The 17893-nt window shown below is 44.6% G+C and carries 16 protein-coding genes; 12 read left to right on the top strand and 4 right to left on the bottom strand.

Annotation, left to right across the window (positions count from 1 at the left end; genetic code table 11):
- Positions 1-710 precede the first annotated feature (710 nt).
- From gntK to ACT89M_RS28615, 3 genes are all read right to left on the bottom strand, one after another.
- Positions 711-2258 (bottom strand): gluconokinase, encoded by a 1548-nt coding sequence (gene gntK, locus ACT89M_RS28625; RefSeq protein WP_308723233.1) that lies wholly within the window; start codon positions 2256-2258, stop codon positions 711-713.
- 53 nt (positions 2259-2311) lie between these two features.
- Positions 2312-3673, bottom strand: a complete 1362-nt coding sequence (locus tag ACT89M_RS28620; protein ID WP_154960412.1) for a GntT/GntP/DsdX family permease — start codon at positions 3671-3673, stop codon at positions 2312-2314.
- Positions 3674-3969: 296 nt separating this feature from the next.
- The gene (locus ACT89M_RS28615; protein WP_154889636.1) at positions 3970-4644 is read right to left on the bottom strand and encodes a GntR family transcriptional regulator; all 675 of its coding nucleotides are present in this window, start codon (positions 4642-4644) and stop codon (positions 3970-3972) included.
- Positions 4645-5285: 641 nt separating this feature from the next.
- On the opposite strand from ACT89M_RS28615, the gene rpmH reads away from it, so the two are divergent.
- The 12 genes from rpmH (at position 5286) to ACT89M_RS28555 (ending at position 17272) form a co-directional block, all read left to right on the top strand.
- Positions 5286-5420, top strand: coding sequence for a 50S ribosomal protein L34 (gene rpmH, locus ACT89M_RS28610; protein ID WP_019914530.1), 135 nt, complete (start codon positions 5286-5288; stop codon positions 5418-5420).
- Positions 5421-5687: 267 nt separating this feature from the next.
- Entirely contained in the window at positions 5688-6038 is a 351-nt protein-coding gene (gene rnpA / locus ACT89M_RS28605) for a ribonuclease P protein component (RefSeq protein ID WP_090923602.1), read from the top strand.
- Between the two features lie 74 nt (positions 6039-6112).
- Entirely contained in the window at positions 6113-6991 is an 879-nt protein-coding gene (locus ACT89M_RS28600) for a YidC/Oxa1 family membrane protein insertase (protein WP_090923601.1), read from the top strand.
- Entirely contained in the window at positions 6988-7689 is a 702-nt protein-coding gene (gene jag / locus ACT89M_RS28595; RefSeq protein WP_154889638.1) for an RNA-binding cell elongation regulator Jag/EloR, read from the top strand. The genes ACT89M_RS28600 and jag overlap by 4 nt, the downstream gene beginning before the upstream one ends.
- Positions 7690-7854: 165 nt before the next feature.
- Positions 7855-9231 (top strand): tRNA uridine-5-carboxymethylaminomethyl(34) synthesis GTPase MnmE, encoded by a 1377-nt coding sequence (mnmE, locus tag ACT89M_RS28590; protein WP_154889640.1) that lies wholly within the window; start codon positions 7855-7857, stop codon positions 9229-9231.
- Between the two features lie 143 nt (positions 9232-9374).
- Positions 9375-11264: a tRNA uridine-5-carboxymethylaminomethyl(34) synthesis enzyme MnmG gene (gene mnmG, locus ACT89M_RS28585; RefSeq protein WP_154889642.1), complete on the top strand. Its 1890-nt coding sequence runs from the start codon at positions 9375-9377 to the stop codon at positions 11262-11264.
- Positions 11264-11986 (top strand): 16S rRNA (guanine(527)-N(7))-methyltransferase RsmG, encoded by a 723-nt coding sequence (gene rsmG, locus ACT89M_RS28580; RefSeq protein WP_090923597.1) that lies wholly within the window; start codon positions 11264-11266, stop codon positions 11984-11986. The genes mnmG and rsmG overlap by 1 nt, the downstream gene beginning before the upstream one ends.
- A gap of 732 nt (positions 11987-12718) precedes the next feature.
- The gene (gene noc, locus ACT89M_RS28575) at positions 12719-13537 is read left to right on the top strand and encodes a nucleoid occlusion protein (protein ID WP_090923596.1); all 819 of its coding nucleotides are present in this window, start codon (positions 12719-12721) and stop codon (positions 13535-13537) included.
- A 190-nt stretch (positions 13538-13727) separates the two neighbouring features.
- Positions 13728-14489: a ParA family protein gene (locus ACT89M_RS28570; RefSeq protein WP_090923627.1), complete on the top strand. Its 762-nt coding sequence runs from the start codon at positions 13728-13730 to the stop codon at positions 14487-14489.
- Positions 14482-15330, top strand: coding sequence for a ParB/RepB/Spo0J family partition protein (locus ACT89M_RS28565; protein WP_308723234.1), 849 nt, complete (start codon positions 14482-14484; stop codon positions 15328-15330). The genes ACT89M_RS28570 and ACT89M_RS28565 overlap by 8 nt, the downstream gene beginning before the upstream one ends.
- 140 nt (positions 15331-15470) lie before the next feature.
- Positions 15471-16625 carry an aminotransferase class V-fold PLP-dependent enzyme gene (locus ACT89M_RS28560; protein ID WP_308723235.1) on the top strand — a complete coding sequence of 385 codons (1155 nt, stop codon included), beginning with the start codon at positions 15471-15473 and terminating at the stop codon, positions 16623-16625.
- Between the two features lie 146 nt (positions 16626-16771).
- Positions 16772-17272 (top strand): DUF4446 family protein, encoded by a 501-nt coding sequence (locus ACT89M_RS28555; RefSeq protein WP_090923593.1) that lies wholly within the window; start codon positions 16772-16774, stop codon positions 17270-17272.
- Here the strand turns inward: ACT89M_RS28555 and yyaC are convergent.
- The gene (gene yyaC, locus ACT89M_RS28550) at positions 17247-17852 is read right to left on the bottom strand and encodes a spore protease YyaC (protein ID WP_090923592.1); all 606 of its coding nucleotides are present in this window, start codon (positions 17850-17852) and stop codon (positions 17247-17249) included. The two genes, ACT89M_RS28555 and yyaC, sit on opposite strands and share 26 nt — an antisense overlap.
- Between the last annotated feature and the right edge of the window lie 41 nt (positions 17853-17893).

The raw sequence follows: 17893 nt of genomic DNA, 5'->3' as shown, positions 1-17893 counted from the left end.
AGACTGTCACTCCTTTTACATGTTCCAAGTGTGGCTTAAGCCATGATGCAGTGTCGAAATACGAGATATATTGCCGAATTTATCCCCAAACCCCCACAGGTCAAAAACAAAAAAAGAAGGAACAACGGAAAATTGTTCACAACTTTATCCACAGGCTGTTGATAATATTATGGGTCAGATCACATATTCACATCCAAAAGTAATACAATCATAGCAAAAGAAGCCCCGCATTTCAACGTATGGCGAGATTTTATCCACAAATTCAATAACTTGTGTATAATTTTTAGTCACAACACAATATATTGTTTATAAATTGTTTAATTTTCGACAGCATGACCTAAAGTACCAAAAACTTTTATACACAGGATATCCGTCGAAAGATGCTAAATGATGTGCAAAAGTGGACTTGCAATGTGAATAACTTCGCTGTGGATAAACTGAAAGTGAATTGAAGTGAGTTAAGTGGAAAAGTGGAAGATTAGTAGTTAGTCCTTTTCAACCTCATGAGCTGCTATGTCGTAAAAAGGTGAGGTTTTGGATTGCTGAACTCATAAAGTGACTAAAAAGGGATGGCTGATTACATTAAAAGTGACCATGAGGAAATAATTGAGGTAAACCACAAGTATGGATGTGTTCATGGGTAGAGACAAAATGACATCAAAAAGAGGGAGACCCCGCAGCCGTTTTATGGCTGCGGGGTCTCCCTCTACTTATATATGAAGAATAGACATTTTGCGTTGGAATTCTGCAATGTCTGCATATTCCTCTTCAAGTTTACGTGAAATGCGAATGTAAATCGGCAGCAGCTCCTGATAGAGGGAGGCATGTTCTTTGACTGGCGTATGCCGGTGAGTTGTGCCTATCATTGAGGAAACATCTTCAAGAGACTTGATTCGTCCCGTAGCATACAGGCCTAGAACAACGGCACCGAGGCATGAACTTTCAAAGCTCTCAGGCACAACGACTTCCTGATTAAAGATGTCGGACATCATCTGCCGCCACAACGGCGATCGTGCAAACCCACCCGTCGCTTGAATTGAGGTGGGTTGCCCGATCTGTTCCTCCATGGCAAGCAGAACGGTATAGAGGTTGAAAATAACCCCTTCAAGTACTGCACGAATCATGTGCTCTTTCTTATGATGAAGGGTCAGTCCAAAAAAAGAGCCACGGGCATCTGGGTTCCAGAGTGGAGCACGTTCGCCCGAGAGGTACGGGTGGAACAGCAACCCTTCGGAGCCGGGTGGAACACGTTCTGCAATTTTGGTCAGTACATCGTAGGAGTTGATGCCGAGGCGTTTCGCTGTTTCCACTTCCGACGCGGCGAACTCATCCCGTACCCAGCGGAACAGCATTCCACCGTTATTCACAGGCCCACCTACAACCCATAGTTTTTCCGTCAGGGCATAACAGAAGGTACGTCCTTTCGGATCGGTCACAGGGCGATCAACGACAGTACGAATGGCTCCACTCGTGCCGATGGTTGCGGCGACGATGCCCGGTTTGATGGCGTTAACGCCAAGGTTGGATAGTACCCCATCACTTGCGCCGATTACAAAAGGCGTGGAGGGGGAAAGAGCCATTTTTTCAGCCCATTCAGGATGCATTCCCTCTATTGTATAAGTCGTCGGTACAAGCTTCGATAGATGATTCGGTGTGATCCCTGCGATGTGCAGTGCTTCCTGATCCCAGTCCAGTTGCTCTAGATTCAGCAGTCCCGTACACGAAGCGATGGAATGATCGACGATATATTGCCCAAATAGACGCAAGAAAAGGTACTCTTTGATCGAAATAAACTTTGCCGTGCGTTCGAATAGTTCTGGCTCGTCATGACGAAGCCACATCAATTTGGTCAGAGGTGACATCGGATGAATGGGGGTGCCTGTGCGTAGATAGATTTGATGACCGACACCATTTTCTTGCAGCTTGGCGGACCAAGCTGCGCTTCGATTATCGGCCCAGGTGATGCAGCGCGTTAGCGGATGATCGTTCTGATCCATGGCGATGACACTGTGCATGGCTGAACTGCAGGATACAAAGAGAAGCTGGTTAGCCGAGACTCCGCTCTGGGTCATCACGCCGTGTACAGATCGGATGGCTGCCTGCATAATTTCATCCGGATCTTGTTCTGCAACATCCGGAGCAGGTGTGTATAGCGGATATTCCTGAGTGGAGGTCGTGATTACCTCGCCTTGCTCTGTGAATAACACGGATTTAGTGCTGGTTGTTCCAATATCGATTCCAATCATATAATTGGTCATTCGTTCGTCCTTCTTTCGATTTTTTATATGAGAAAAAGGATGTTAGCGTCCAATCACACCACTGTACTTAGTAGCAAAATAAAGATCAGTCCAACCACAGAAAGTAGTGTTTCCATAACAGTCCACGTCTTGAGTGTCTGAGCAACACTCATATTAAAGAACTCCTTAATCATCCAGAAGCCTGCATCATTCACATGGGAAAGTACAAGGGAGCCTGCCCCCGTGGCAAGTACAACCAGCTCAATGTTAGCTCCTGGTGTAAGAGCGAGTACTGGAGCAACAATACCAGCAGCTGTAGTCATCGCAACCGTAGCTGAACCAGTAGCGACACGAATCAGTGCAGCTACAAGCCAGGCAAACAAAATGACATTAATGTGTGCATTTGTGGCGAATTCTGCAATGGCATTACCAACGCCGCTGTTAATCAGCACCTGTTTGAAGGCACCGCCGCCTCCGATAATGAGAATAATGGTAGCTGTTGGGGCCAGACATTCACTGGTGAAGCGTGAAAGTTCATGTTTGGTGAATCCGCGGGCAAAGCCGAGTGAAAAGAGGGCAAAGACAACAGAGATCAACAAAGCAATAATCTCATTGCCGATAAACTCACTAAAGACGGTAAACCCACTTGTTGCATCAGGATCAACGATGTTTGCAATGGATCCAATCAGCATCAGGATGACGGGCAGCAGAATCGTAAACAATGTAATGCCGAATCCGGGCAAATTAATGTTTTTCTTAGACGAGAACTGTTCAGCGAGTTCAGCTGGTGGTTCGGTGTGAATTCTTTTGCCGATAAATTTACCGAATACCGGTCCAGCAATAATCGCAGTAGGAATGCCTACAATTAAAGAGTACAGAATTGTTTTTCCCAGATCCGCATTGAAGGCTTCAATGGCAATCATCGGTGCTGGATGTGGTGGAACAAGCCCATGAACTGTGGAGAGACCGGCCAAAATAGGAATACCGATCTGAAGCAGGGACATATTGGTTTTGCGGGCTACCGTGAAGATGATCGGAATCATTAGAATGACACCGACTTCAAAGAAAACAGGAATACCTACAATGAATCCAACAATCATCATAGCCCAGTGCACACGTTTCACACCGAATCGGTCAACAAGAGTCGTCGCAATCTGCTCGGCACCGCCAGATTCAGCCATCATTTTACCAAGCATGGTACCAAGTCCGATGACGATAGCGATCGTGCCTAAAGTACCGCCAAGTCCGCCCGTAATGGAGGAAATGACGTCAGCTGGCTTCATACCTGCAAGCAAACCAAGCATTAATGCAGATAATAAAAGGGTGATAAAGGGGTTCCATTTATATTTGGAGATTAAGAGGATCAGGAAGATGATGGCGATCAACGTCCAGATCAGCAATGTAGCATTATGGGATAATCCGAAAATCGTGCTCATGATGTAATTACTCCTTTATCTTGGGATAAACGCTTACAATGAAAGCAGTGATAAAAAAATTAGCATCTTGATGATCTGATAACAAAGTAATGAAGCAAACTACCCTTATCATGTCCGGAAAATGAAAAAAATCGCATTTTGTATACTTGTCGACAAGTTATGTGGCAATCATTCACGTCCTTGACGCTGGATTGATTGCCAACTCTATGGTCACTCATAAGAAAATCTGTACGCATCGCTTTCGGTTCTAACAAATAGCAAGATTTCTAACATCAATATGCTGTAAGAAATCAAGTTCAAAATTCAAAGCTTTCGTGTAACGTTTGGCCAGAGTCTTTAAAATATGTGCGTACCCCGTGCTGGATCAGAGCTTTGTCCCCTGATTCCAGAGCAGTTGCAAGGGAGCGGTGTTTTTCAATTACAGCACTTACTTTGGACTCACCTTGGGCAAATACTCTGCGCGTAGTAAGTAGCATGACCGTCATCACGACATATCTGATGCTCTTCCACAGGTGTGAAATACGGGAATGGGAGGCTGCCTCGACAATGGCCTCGTGAAACGTAAGATCCTGATAAGCAAATTCGACAGCATCTTGATGTTTGCCAGCGAGTTGCATTTTGTCAATGATATTGCTCAGCTGCGTAATTAGCGCTGGAGGCACATCTGCCGCTAGCCGTTGCTGTACAAAGCTTTCAATGAGAAAACGTACATCATACAGTTCTTCGACATCCTTCATATTGAGGCCCAGGATGACAACGCCCATCCGTTCAAGCCGAATCAGCCCTTCATTTGACAACGTTCTCAATGCTTCGCGAACAGGCGAGCGACTGCTGTCAAAATCAGCAGCAATTCGATTTTCCGACAAAATTTCCCCAGGCGGAAGGGTTCCGTTGATGATTCTCAGCCTTAATTCGCAAGCTATGGCCTCACCGCGAGATGCTCCTTGAAGCCAGGAAGATGGAAATTGCATATGGCTAACGCTCCTAATTTAAGTAATCCGTACGTTAGAATCATAACACAATGTGCTACACCTCAGAATTCGATCAATTGTCGAAAAGTCAAAATTACTGAATGTACACACAAGAGTTGATGTGTACTGTTCTCGTATCGCAATTCGATCTAGTGTCGATTGCTTGCGAAATGAAAACGGTAAAAAACAAAAGGTATACTTGTATACAAGATGCTGATTTCCATCCTACACCTTTCTTAAAACGTTGTAAACCTGTACAGTGAAGCGGATACATCACGCGTTATTTTTGCAAACTTCAACCTATTACTATTTATCCACATGTGAATAACTTAAAACAGGAATACAGATTTCAGTACATATTATAAGAAGTGTGGATAACGGAAGAAGGTGAAGAAATCAGCTCTTTTTCGGAGGTTGGGGATAACTTTTTTTGATGATTTTGTGGCTGTATTATTGGGGAAAATCTCTAGGATAGAGAGGCATGTTTTTTGAGCGCTGGAAAGCATATGAAAAAGAGGGAGGGAGGCGTCGCTTTTCAGTTGACTTTTCCAATTGGACGTGGTTAAATATATAAAGGTGTTTTCTGTGAAGATGAAAAGGATTCATCACATAAGTATTTCCTTGTAAGGAGGTGCAATACATTGAGACCTACATTCAAACCGAACGTTAGCAAGCGTAAAAAAGTTCATGGTTTCCGTAAAAGAATGAGCACAAAAAACGGCCGTAAAGTTTTGGCTGCACGTCGCCTGAAAGGCCGTAAAGTCCTGAGTGCTTAATGCATCTGAAGACCACCGAGGTGGTCTTTTTTTTCTTAAAACGGGATTATTCAGGCTGGTTATATAGCGTAATTCATTGCTTTACAGGCTGTGAAGAAGCATACCAGTTAGCTAATCATAATTGTTGGTTAAGTTTCTCTTTTTCAGAAACTTTCCTTATATACAACTGTCGCCAAGACGGTTTACCGTCGATCAAGAAAGCCTATACTAAATTAGTAATGATACCTCCGTCAATAACGTTGATGAAGGACAGCAAGGAGAAGCGCCGTGTATAAAAGACTGCGTCTGCGAAACCGTGCGGATTTTAGCCGTGTATATCGGTTTGGAAAATCGTTTGCCAATCATCAATTCGTGGTGTATGGTTGCCGCCGTAAAGATACCGAACAATTCCGGGTGGGCGTATCCTGTAGCAAAAAAATAGGAAACGCTGTCGTGCGTAACCGGATGAGACGCATGATCAAGGAAATTGTACGTCATCATGAACAAGAGATTGTTACGCAGATGGATTTGATTTTCATCGTCCGCAAAGGTGCATTAGGCATGCCCTATAAGGAAATGGAAAAAAGTCTGTTACATGTACTGCGTAAGGCCTCCCTGTTGAAGTCGTGCAAGCGGTAAGCTTCGGTTTATTTGTCCTCCTAATTATGGTATGATTTACGGTGGAATGGAATGGTTAAGAGAGGGGTTATGAAGTGTCGCGATTGAAGACATCTAAGGGGAAGTGGATTCTCCTCATTGCAGTCATTGCAATGGTCACTGTACTCGCCGGATGTACTCCACAAGGTGCAGGGGTTACAACGGAAGATCTGAAGAATAGTGAATCATTCTGGCAAGCCAATGTCGTGTACTGGTTCTCACTGGCGCTCGATACATTCGCTAACTGGTTTAGCGGTGAATATGGACTGGCTGTCCTGGTGATGGTGCTTATTGTACGGACATTGATTTTACCATTGACGATGAAACAGGTCCGCAGCTCCAAAGCGATGCAGGCCATTCAGCCGCAGCTGAAGGAGATTCAAGCCAAGTATAAAGATACACCTGAGAAAGTTCAGCAAGAGACGATGAAATTGTTTCAGGAGAACAAGGTTAACCCGATGGCCGGCTGTCTGCCTCTTATCATTCAGATGCCGATTTACATCGCACTTTATAACTCCATTTACGGAAACTCCAGTCTGAGAACGCATGATTTCTTGTGGCTCCAACTGGGATCACCGGATCACCTGTTTATTTTGCCAGTGCTGGCTGCCATCACAACGTTCATTCAAACGTGGATGATGATGCGTATGAATCCTGCACAGCAGATTGGCCCAATGCAGTTCATGCTGTGGGTGTATCCGATTTTGATTTTTGTTATGTCATATCAGTTCCCGTCAGCGTTGCCGCTTTACTGGTTCTACAGTAATATCTACACCATCGTGCAAAACTATTTCCTTTACCGGAATAATGATAAAGTTGTGGCCGAGGTCAACGTGAAGCAAAGCAGCTCTTCCAAAAATGGAGCTAAACGCAAAAACGGTGGCAAGGCAACCGTCTCTGGGAAAGGGTCGAAAGGGGCCAAAAAATCGAAATGACCACAGTCATTACGTCAGGAAAAACCGTTGAAGATGCTGTAAACCAAGGATTGGCTGAGCTTGGCGTGAGCCGGGACAAGGTCGAGATACAAGTTTTAGAGCAGCCGTCAAAAGGATTCCTGGGTTTGTTCGGGGTGAAGGCTGCTAAAGTTGAAGTGAGCTTGTTGCCCGTACCCGAAGCTGCACCGCAGCCGATCAAACCAGCCACACCTGAACCTGAGATTGAAGCATTACTTGAGGGTGTAGCAGTCCATAATCCCTATGAAGAAGCGGCTGCGTTTTTGAAAGAGGTTGCGGCAGGTATGGGGTTGGATGTGGAAGTGCATATCAAGAAACAGCGGGATGGTCACATCTTCAATATTTCCGGGGAAGACCTCGGCATGATTATTGGCAGACGTGGACAGACGCTGGATGCTCTTCAGTATTTGACCAATATCGTAGCCAATCGGTACTCGGAAAGCTTCGTTCGCATCGTACTTGATGCGGAGAACTTCCGTCAGCGCCGGCGGAAAACGCTTGAAGATCTAGCTGAACGATTGGCTGGACAAGCAATCCGTACAGGTAAGGAAGTTATGCTAGAGCCGATGCCTCCGCTTGAACGTAAAGTGATTCATGCCAAACTGCAAAATCACCCGCAGATTAAGACTTTAAGTAAGGGCGAAGAGCCCAATCGGCGTGTGGTTATTACGTTGAAATAACACGCAATTGATGACGCAATGGCTGCCTGCCCGGTGCAGAAGCCATTGCTTTTTTCGTACCGAAGCATATGCGATAGTAGTGTACCCATTGAGTTGAATATGTGTTGGCGTTCTCCGGAATGGGATGGATGACAACTTCATTATAGAGAGTAGGGAGAGATCACAATGATTAGCGATACGATTACAGCCATATCTACGGCGGTTGGTGAAGCCGGCATAGCCGTTATTCGAATCAGCGGGCCGGATGCGGTGACCGAGACAGAGAAGATTTTCCGCAGCAAAACACCTTTGACTCAGGCACCTTCCCATACAGTTCATTACGGGCACATTATAGATCCTGGCCATGGTGAAAAGATTGAAGAGGTACTGGTCACGGTGATGCGTGCGCCTCGTTCCTTCACCACAGAGGATGTTGTTGAGATTAGTGCACATGGTGGTGTCGTATCTGTTAAGCGGGTGATGGATCTGCTACTGCAGCTGAACATCCGTTTGGCTGAACCGGGTGAATTTACGAAACGCGCTTTCCTCAATGGACGGATTGACTTGTCCCAAGCTGAAGGAGTCATGGATCTGATTCGTTCGAAGTCGGATCGTGCTTTCTCGGTAGCACTGAAGCAGGTAGAAGGTAAACTCTCCTCCAAGTTGCGTGAGTTGAGATATACATTGGTAGAGACACTGGCTCATATCGAAGTAAATATCGATTATCCTGAGCATGATGTGGAATCATTAACGTCTGAATTTATAAAAGAAAAATCCAGTGAGGTTATGGCTGAGATTGATAAGTTGCTCACGACAGCAGAACAAGGCAAAATATTACGTGAAGGCATCACGACAGCAATCGTTGGAAGACCTAACGTAGGTAAATCCTCATTAATGAATACACTTGCTCAAGATAACCGGGCCATTGTGACTGATATTCCGGGTACGACCCGGGATGTCATTGAAGAATTCATTACAATAAACAATATCCCTTTGAAGTTGCTCGATACAGCAGGGATTCGGGAGACAATGGATATTGTTGAGAAGATTGGGGTCGAGCGCTCACGTTCAGCTGTCAATGATGCGGATCTGATTCTGATGGTTGTGAATGCAGCTGAGCCTCTTCATCAGGATGAGATTGAATTGCTGGAACAAATCCGCGGTAGACAATCAATTATCATTATGAATAAAATGGACTTAGCGCCACAGATTGACCGTGACGTCTTGCTCCGTTACATTCCGGAGGAGCGGCTTGTTCCGATGTCTGTGAAGGATGATCTGGGCGTTGATCGATTGGAAGACGCCATCTCGACGCTGTTTTTCAGTGGAAAGCTGGAGTCTGCTGACTTGACGTATGTAAGTAACGTTCGCCACATTGCCTTATTGAAAAAGGCAAAGCAATCTCTGATTGATGCGTATGAGGCTGCGGATCAGTTTGTTCCGATTGATATGATCCAGATCGATGTTCGTTTGGCATGGGAGCAGCTTGGAGAGATCGTGGGAGATACAGCGCATGACGCATTAATAGATCAGATTTTCTCCCAGTTCTGCCTAGGAAAGTAAATCATTTTATCGTTTCTTTCAATGAAATGGTTGTGTATGATGGGAAGGTACAATTTCTGCCCGTTGTCAAAGGATGGAATGATGTTGTTGCCAGGAAGTGTTGGTTTTCATATAGATAACAGCAAAATAAGGAGGTAATACACATGGCTTTTGATGGCGGCAGATATGATGTTATTGTCGTTGGAGCAGGACATGCCGGGGTAGAGTCAGCTCTTGCAGCGGCCCGAATGGGTTCAAAAACTCTGATGATTACGATCAACCTCGACATGGTGGCTTTCATGCCTTGTAACCCATCCATTGGTGGGCCGGCAAAAGGACACGTTGTACGGGAAATAGATGCACTGGGCGGGGAAATGGGCCGGAATATCGACAAAACCTTTATCCAAATGCGGATGCTCAATACGGGTAAAGGACCTGCCGTTCATGCGCTACGTGCGCAAGCGGATAAGTTCTCTTATCAGCATACAATGAAAGAAACGATGGAGAAAGAATCTAATCTAACCATGCGTCAGGGCATGGTAGATCGTCTAATCGTAGAGGATGGTCAGTGTGTAGGAGTTGTCACTCAAACAGGTACAGAATATCGTGCCAAAGCTGTAGTGCTGACAACAGGAACATACCTGCGCGGTAAAGTCATTATGGGCGAGCTGATGTATGAAAGCGGACCAAACAATCAGCAGCCATCTCTGAAATTGTCGGAGCATCTGCGTGAGCTGGGCTTCGAGCTTGTACGTTTCAAAACGGGTACACCACCGCGTGTGCATAAGGATACAATTGATTTTAGCAAAACTGAAATTCAGCCCGGCGATGATGAGCCGAAGTTCTTTTCCTATGAGACAACATCTTCTACGAATGAGCAGCTACCTTGTTGGTTGACGTATACATCTGTGGAAACACATCAGATTATTAATGATAATCTGCATCGTGCGCCGATGTTCTCAGGTGTGATTGAGGGAACAGGGCCGCGTTATTGCCCATCCATTGAGGATAAAATTGTACGTTTCAGCGATAAGCCAAAGCATCAGATTTTCCTGGAGCCGGAGGGTAAAAATACATCGGAGTATTACGTACAGGGTTTATCTACAAGTCTGCCAGAGGATGTACAACTGGCTGTTCTTCGTTCGATTCCGGGTATGGAAAAAGTGGAAATGATGCGTAACGGTTACGCAATTGAATACGATGCGATGGTTCCAACGCAATTGTGGCCATCTCTGGAAACAAAACGTCTGCCAGGGCTGTTCACAGCGGGTCAGATCAATGGTACATCCGGATATGAGGAAGCGGCAGGACAAGGGGTCATGGCTGGTATCAATGCAGCACGTAAAGTGCAGGGCAAAGAGGCTATTGTACTTGATCGTTCCCAAGGTTACATTGGAGTACTCATTGATGATCTCGTTACCAAAGGTACCAATGAGCCTTACCGTTTGCTGACATCTCGTGCCGAGTATCGTTTGCTGCTCCGTCATGACAATGCAGATATGCGCCTTACGGAGATTGGTCATGACATTGGACTGATTACCGAGGATCGGTATGCATCTTTCCTGGATAAAAAGGCGAAAGTCGAGCAGGAGATTGCACGTTTGAAAGATTCAAAGGTACGTCCTGTTGAAGTTAATGCCAAACTGGAAGAGATCGGTTCTACACCGATCCAGGATGGAAGCACATTGCTGAACCTGATGCGTCGTCCGGAGATTGGATATGACTGGATTGAGCAAGTATCTCCTTCCGAGGTGGAATTGACTGCTGATATGAAGGAACAAGTCGAAATTCAAATTAAATATGCGGGTTATATTGAGAAGCAATTGATCCACGTGGAACGTTTGCTAAAAATGGAGAAAAAGAAAATTCCAGACACGATCGTATATGATGAGATTCATGGTCTTGCGATGGAAGCCAAGCAGAAGCTGGCGAAAATTCGCCCGATCTCCATTGGTCAGGCGTCTCGTATTGCGGGTGTAACGCCTGCTGATATCTCTATCTTGCTTGTCTATCTTGAGCATTATAACCGCGTTACCGCAGCAAGGGGACAATAATGGACGATATTCAACAGCAGTTGCAACAACGCTTGAAGGAGCATGGCTTGGAAATAGGAGAACTCCAGCTGGAACAGTTCGAATTGTATTATAAAGAACTTGTCTCCTGGAATGAAAAAATGAATCTTACCGGTATTACAGATCGGGAGCAAGTATATACCAAACATTTCTATGATTCGGTATCGTTAGCGTTTTATACGGATATGAACAAAGTAAACAAACTGGCTGACATCGGGTCAGGAGCAGGATTCCCAGGAATCCCGCTTAAGATTTGTTTTCCACATATCCAGCTTACAATCATCGACTCATTGAATAAACGGATTGGTTTCTTACAGTATGTAGTGGATACACTTGGTCTGGAGCAGGTCGAATTAATCCATGGTCGTGCTGAGGAACTGGGCCGCAAAGAAGGATATCGAGACAGCTATGATCTGGTTACTGCACGGGCGGTAGCCAAGCTCGCGGTACTGAATGAATTCTGCCTTCCCTTTGTACGTAAAAGCGGTATGTTCGCTGCAATGAAGGGCGGAGACCCGCGGGATGAAATGAAGGAAGCAGAGTTCAGCTTTAATCAGCTGAAAGGACGGGTGAAGGCTGTTCATCCATTCCAGCTGCCGGTGGAGGAATCAGAACGTCATATTATTTTGATTCAGAAGTTTGATAAGACACCACATAAGTATCCACGTAAACCGGGGACACCACTTAAAACTCCACTCGTGTAGTATTGTGACATAGGGACAAAAACAAAATAACATGTTGAATGACCAGATGGAAATAGAGGATGTTTCACGTGAAACATTCTCTATTTTTTTGTGTTTTCTAAATTAGAACTGAGTTAAATTAAATGCATACGGTGGGATGAGATTTTCATATACAAAATCAGGGCTGGAATAATTTTAGTTCATCAGGATTTATATAATTTGAACTATTTTTATTTACACAGAAACGGAGAGGAAAGAAAAAACCTGAAAAAGCGAAGCGGTCGGCTAAAAGCTTTCTGCAAGAAAGCTACATCGGAAGCATAAGCTTATCATCGGATTTTTCCCTTTAGAAAAGGGAATCAAAAAAATCCGGGGATAACAGCGATGGGAAGGTTATTCTGTCATCGGAGTGCTCAGTGTAAACATCTTTAGTTCAACTTATATAGGTAGTCATTCATTTTATTTTCCTAATAAACAGAATAAAAAAGCAGGAAAATTTGATTCTTTTAAAGAATAGGTAAACATAGGATTATGGTGAAAAAGATGATAGAATAGAAGTATCAGTTCCTGCGTAAACAGTGATCTTAGATTAGTTCATATCAATAGATGGTTAAGCATTTGATGCTGTTTCGCAGCAGGGCAATACGAATGGCATAACTTATTTCAGGAACGATGAGTATGAAGTCTCGCTTATGGAATAAGAAGCACCTGCTAATGTGGGAGCTATTACGAAACTAGGTGGTAATCTACGGAATGAAAGAACAATTTTCGAAGTTGTTTGGTTTGGCGGAGCGCAATAACGGAGACGAGATTAAACAGGTTCCGGTTAACGAAATTGTGAGTAGCCCATATCAACCCCGTACTATTTTTGATGATGATAAAATTGATGAGTTACTGCAAACAATCAGAACACATGGTGTTATTCAACCTATTGTTGTTCGGGTTCGTAATGGATCATATGAGATTATCGCTGGGGAACGCCGCTGGCGTGCTGTTCGCAAACTAGGTCTTGAGCACATCCCGGCCATTGTGCGTGAATTCAACGACTCTCAGGCCGCATCCATTGCGTTAATTGAGAACTTGCAGCGTGAAGGTTTAACCTCGATTGAGGAAGCGGTTGCCTACCAAAAGTTGATAGATTTGCATCAGTTGACACAGGAGAGCCTTGCTCAACGACTTGGTAAAAGTCAATCTACCATTGCTAACAAGATTAGGTTGTTGAATCTTCCAGAAGGTGTGAAAACAGCCTTGATGGAGCGCAAAATATCTGAACGTCACGCAAGAGCCTTATTGTCGCTGGATACGGAAGAACTGCAATTGAAATTGCTGGGCGAGATTATCGACAAGGAATTGAATGTTAAGCAGACAGAGGTACGTGTTGCTTTTTATAAGGAAGCTTCCAAGATTAAAAAGTCCAAGCGGATATCTTTTACTAAGGATGTAAGACTGGCACTTAACACGATTCGTCAATCTATCGATATGGTAACAGGCTCAGGTATGGATATCAAAACAAAAGAAGCGGATCATGAGGATCACTACGAAATTGTTATTCATATTCCAAAACGCAAATAATTGAAGCTTAAGGCGGCAATGGCCGCTTTTTCTGTCTATATAGTCCGTTTTTCATGCGACGTGAAGGGAACAAATCGTTCTGTTAAGGAAACGGTAGTTGTTGTTCTTGTGGACGGTGGCCGCCTGCTTATTGTTAACTGTAACTCACAACCTACAAGAAAAGACTCCTATTTTATTTGAGGTGAAGGTATTGTCTAAGATTATGGCCGTAGCAAATCAAAAGGGCGGTGTGGGGAAAACAACGACATCGGTTAACTTGGGTGCAGGACTTGCTTCACTCGGGAAGAAGGTACTGCTTGTTGACATTGACCCCCAAGGAAATACAACGAGCGGAGTCGGAATTAATAAAGCAGATGTGGCGAATTGTATATATGATGTCCTAATTAATGATGTGCCTCCTCAGGAAGCGATCGCGGAGACACAAATTGAGGGACTTCATATCATACCTGCAACAATTCAACTTGCCGGAGCCGAGATCGAATTGGTATCCACCATATCGCGAGAAGTTCGTCTGAAAAAGGCACTCGCACAAGTTAGAAATAATTATGATTATATTCTTATTGATTGCCCGCCATCGCTCGGAATGTTGACGATCAACTCGCTAACAGCCTCCGATTCCGTGATTATTCCGATTCAGTGTGAGTATTATGCATTGGAAGGGTTAAGCCAATTGCTGAATACGGTTCGGCTGGTGCAAAAACATTTAAATACCTCTCTTCAGATTGAAGGCGTGTTACTGACGATGTTTGATGCTCGGACGAATCTGGGCATTCAAGTTATAGAAGAAGTGAAGAAGTATTTTCAGCAAAAGGTATATCAAACGATTATTCCGCGTAATGTACGGCTGAGTGAGGCACCATCTCACGGGCAATCCATTATAACGTATGATCCCCGTTCCCGAGGAGCGGAAGTGTATTTAGAGCTCGCAAAGGAAGTGATTTCTTATGAGTAAGCGGCTTGGAAAAGGACTTGATGCCCTCATTCCTTCGCTTTCAATTAATGACGATGATAAAGTCGTAGAAATCCCGATTAGTCAACTGCGGGCTAACCCTTATCAGCCGCGTAAAGCATTTGATGAGGAAGCAATACATGAACTGGCGGAATCGATCCGGCAGCACGGTGTGATCCAACCCATTATCGTTCGTCCTGTACTCCGAGGATATGAGATTATTGCAGGCGAGCGCAGGTTTAGGGCATCACAGTATTGTGGTAATGCTACCATTCCAGCTGTTGTTCGTACGTTTAATGATCAGCAGGTTATGGAAATAGCCCTGATTGAGAACCTGCAACGGGAGAATCTGAATGCAATGGAACTAGCAGTTGCCTACCAGGGATTAATGGATCAATTCTCTTTGACCCAAGAAGAGTTGTCCGTGAAGGTTGGTAAATCACGCTCTCACATCGCTAACTTTTTACGATTATTGGCTTTGCCAGAGGAAGTAAAGGATCATGTTTCACGTGGAACATTGTCAATGGGACATGCACGTGCCATTGTTGGTGTGAAGGATGAAAACCTGGTCAAACAGCTAGCTAAACAGTCCATTGATCAGCAGTGGAGTGTGCGTGAGCTGGAAGAGGCAGTGCAACAACTTGATCGTTCCAAACCAGGTGAAGTGAAGGCTAAGTCCAAGCTAAAGAAGAAAGATCCGTTTATCGACACCTTGGAAGAGTCACTTCGGGAACGATTTAAAACGACAGTGAAAATTAAACATGGTCAGAAAGATAAAGGTAAAATAGAGCTCAACTACTATAGCAAACAAGATCTCGAACGATTATTAGAACTGTTGCAATAACAACTCGGGTGCATCATTAACAACATGCAGAGCTACTCATGTCATGACATATCGACTCTGTGTTCTGGAGAAACGATATGTCATTCTTTGTTTGTAAACAAATCCTGTAATTATTTCTTATGAGCTGAGGTGGTAGGAGGATGGAGAACACAATCTATCTGGATCATGCAGCAACATCATGGCCTAAACCACCTGCTGTTGGTGAGGCAATGATGAATGCCCTCGAATTTGCAGGGGCTAACCCAGGCAGGGGGAGTCATCGTATGGCTGTGCAGGCGAGCAGGGTTTTGTTTGAAACGAGAAAAGGCTTAGCGACTCTGTTTGGTATTAGAAACCCTAATGATATTGCATTTGGTTCAAACACAACAGAAGCTCTTAATCTTGCAATTCAGGGTGTGCTTCAAGAGGGTGATCATGTTATAGCCACCATGGCGGAACATAATTCAGTTCGGCGCCCTCTGGAGTTCCTTCGCAGACAGGGTAAGATTGAGGTTGATTATGTACCCGTCACAGCTTATGGAGCCATAGACTTAAAACAGATGGAGCGGATGTTTCGGAAAAACACCCGTTTGGTCGTATGTACGCACAGTTCTAATCTTCTAGGGAGCATTTTGCCAATTGGAGAAATCTCAGAACTATGCCGTCAACATCACGCTCTTTTACTGGTGGATGCAGCTCAGAGTGTTGGGGTAATGCCAGTGGATGTAGGAAAACTAGGCATTGATATGCTCGCTTTTCCAGGACATAAGGGATTGTTAGGACCCCAAGGTACAGGCGGCTTATACATCGCTCCTGAGCTTGATGTGCAACCTCTCCTTCATGGAGGTACAGGTAGTCAATCCGAGGCAGTAGAACAGCCTAAAGTGCGTCCAGATCGATATGAAGCAGGGACTCCTAATACGGTGGGGATTGCTGGGTTAGGAGCGGGGGTGAAGCATGTACTTGCCATGACACCTGCTTCCATCTATCAGCATGAGTGGGAGTTAACGCAACTTATAATGAATGGGCTTTCTTCGATCAAAGGTATTCAACTGTTGGGCCCGGACATTGGACAACCTCGTTCAGGATTAGTATCCTTTATAATTGAGGGATATGATTCAGCTCAGCTTGCATTCCGGCTGGATCGGAATTATGGTATTGCGGTTCGTTCAGGATTTCACTGTACTCCACTTGCGCATGAGTCAGCAGGTACAACAGCTACCGGGGCTGTCAGAGCAAGCGTTGGATACAACTCTTCCCATGAAGAGGTCGATGAACTCATTCGGGCCATTACTGAGCTGACAGCAGTGAAATAGGGAGTAACAAAATTGTTCAACGTTCTGTTGTTCAAAATGGAAATATATGATTAATTCCTTGAATAACGGGTTGATTTATAATAAAAGCTAAGAACTACGGACAGACGTGAATCTGATCAAAAACATAGAGGGGTAGTTGCACTTACATGGCTGAATTAAATGAGCTGATTCTGGAACAGCTGTTATGGATTATTGGCGGATTGGCATTGCTTACGGTGATTTTGCTGATCGTGAGTATTGCTCAAGGGGCAAAGTTACGGAAGTTTAAACGTAAATACGAAGCCATGATGGCTGGCAGTGGTGTGGAGGATTTGGAGTCCCTACTAATTAATCTGAAGATTCAGATGGACAGCATTGAGGACGAACACAAACTGCAAACGAATCAGTTGCAAACAGCATTGCAGAAGCTGGCTCGTATTCAGGGCAAGGTCGGTGTGAAAAGATACAACGCTTATGGAGAGCGTGGTAGCGACCTGAGCTTTTCGATAGCCATGATTAATGAAAGTCAGGATGGTATGATCCTTACGGGATTATTCAATCGTGATGGTTCATATGTATATGCAAAACCTCTAAAAGGGGGAGAGTCAACGTATACACTTTCCCCAGAGGAGAAGGAAGCTATTACTCTGGCACAGCAAGCAGAGTAGAACGAGTGTGCCATTCCCGAATGGCCGAGTACAGACTGCTTGCTATAATTTCAGACATCCGCATAACGAGACTAAGCCGTGTGTTCTGAAGCACAAAGTATTCCATAAAACCGCCGACGTTAACGATACCTGTCAGATGGATATCGCCGACCGGCGGTAATTCTTTATTTACGCCTGCGCCAGGCTTGAGCGGGCCGTTTACGACCTGGATACAACCGACACTAGAGGATTGGCCAAGACAGGCGTCAATACCAATCACATACGGATTTTGATGGGTGTTGTAGATTTTGTGGAGTGTGTCTTGCAGATTTACAGCATGAACCGGCTCATCCAATGTGCCATATAGATGGAACAGAGGGCTGTCCCATTTTGCCAGTGACGTACCCACTAGCGGTCCGAGACAGTCACCGGTGGAACGGTCTGTACCGATGCAGACAATCACTACATTTTGCAAGGAATGAGCTTTATAGAGATGGAACATTAAACGATGTACAATGGCAGAATGCACACCTGGATCAGTATGAGGAACTTTCAGGCTGGTCAGATCTTGTGATGAAAAGGAACGCGAAGTAGGATTCATAGGATCTATCCTTTCCCTTGGAATAGTAGTATCAGTATATG

It is taken from the genome of Paenibacillus sp. NN59, assembly GCF_057597225.1.
Note: the sequence above shows the minus strand (reverse complement) of the source record. Positions and strands in the feature narration are given on the sequence as shown.

What these genes read in the sequence shown, in the direction of transcription:
- gntK (WP_308723233.1), bottom strand. Translation starts at nt 2,258, where the DNA reads ATGACCAATTATATGATTGGAATCGATATTGGAACAACCAGCACTAAA.
- ACT89M_RS28620 (WP_154960412.1), bottom strand. Translation starts at nt 3,673, where the DNA reads ATGAGCACGATTTTCGGATTATCCCATAATGCTACATTGCTGATCTGG.
- ACT89M_RS28615 (WP_154889636.1), bottom strand. Translation starts at nt 4,644, where the DNA reads ATGCAATTTCCATCTTCCTGGCTTCAAGGAGCATCTCGCGGTGAGGCC.
- jag (WP_154889638.1), top strand. Translation starts at nt 6,988, where the DNA reads ATGACCACAGTCATTACGTCAGGAAAAACCGTTGAAGATGCTGTAAAC.
- mnmE (WP_154889640.1), top strand. Translation starts at nt 7,855, where the DNA reads ATGATTAGCGATACGATTACAGCCATATCTACGGCGGTTGGTGAAGCC.
- mnmG (WP_154889642.1), top strand. Translation starts at nt 9,375, where the DNA reads ATGGCTTTTGATGGCGGCAGATATGATGTTATTGTCGTTGGAGCAGGA.
- rsmG (WP_090923597.1), top strand. Translation starts at nt 11,264, where the DNA reads ATGGACGATATTCAACAGCAGTTGCAACAACGCTTGAAGGAGCATGGC.
- noc (WP_090923596.1), top strand. Translation starts at nt 12,719, where the DNA reads ATGAAAGAACAATTTTCGAAGTTGTTTGGTTTGGCGGAGCGCAATAAC.
- ACT89M_RS28565 (WP_308723234.1), top strand. Translation starts at nt 14,482, where the DNA reads ATGAGTAAGCGGCTTGGAAAAGGACTTGATGCCCTCATTCCTTCGCTT.
- ACT89M_RS28560 (WP_308723235.1), top strand. Translation starts at nt 15,471, where the DNA reads ATGGAGAACACAATCTATCTGGATCATGCAGCAACATCATGGCCTAAA.
- ACT89M_RS28555 (WP_090923593.1), top strand. Translation starts at nt 16,772, where the DNA reads ATGGCTGAATTAAATGAGCTGATTCTGGAACAGCTGTTATGGATTATT.
- yyaC (WP_090923592.1), bottom strand. Translation starts at nt 17,852, where the DNA reads ATGAATCCTACTTCGCGTTCCTTTTCATCACAAGATCTGACCAGCCTG.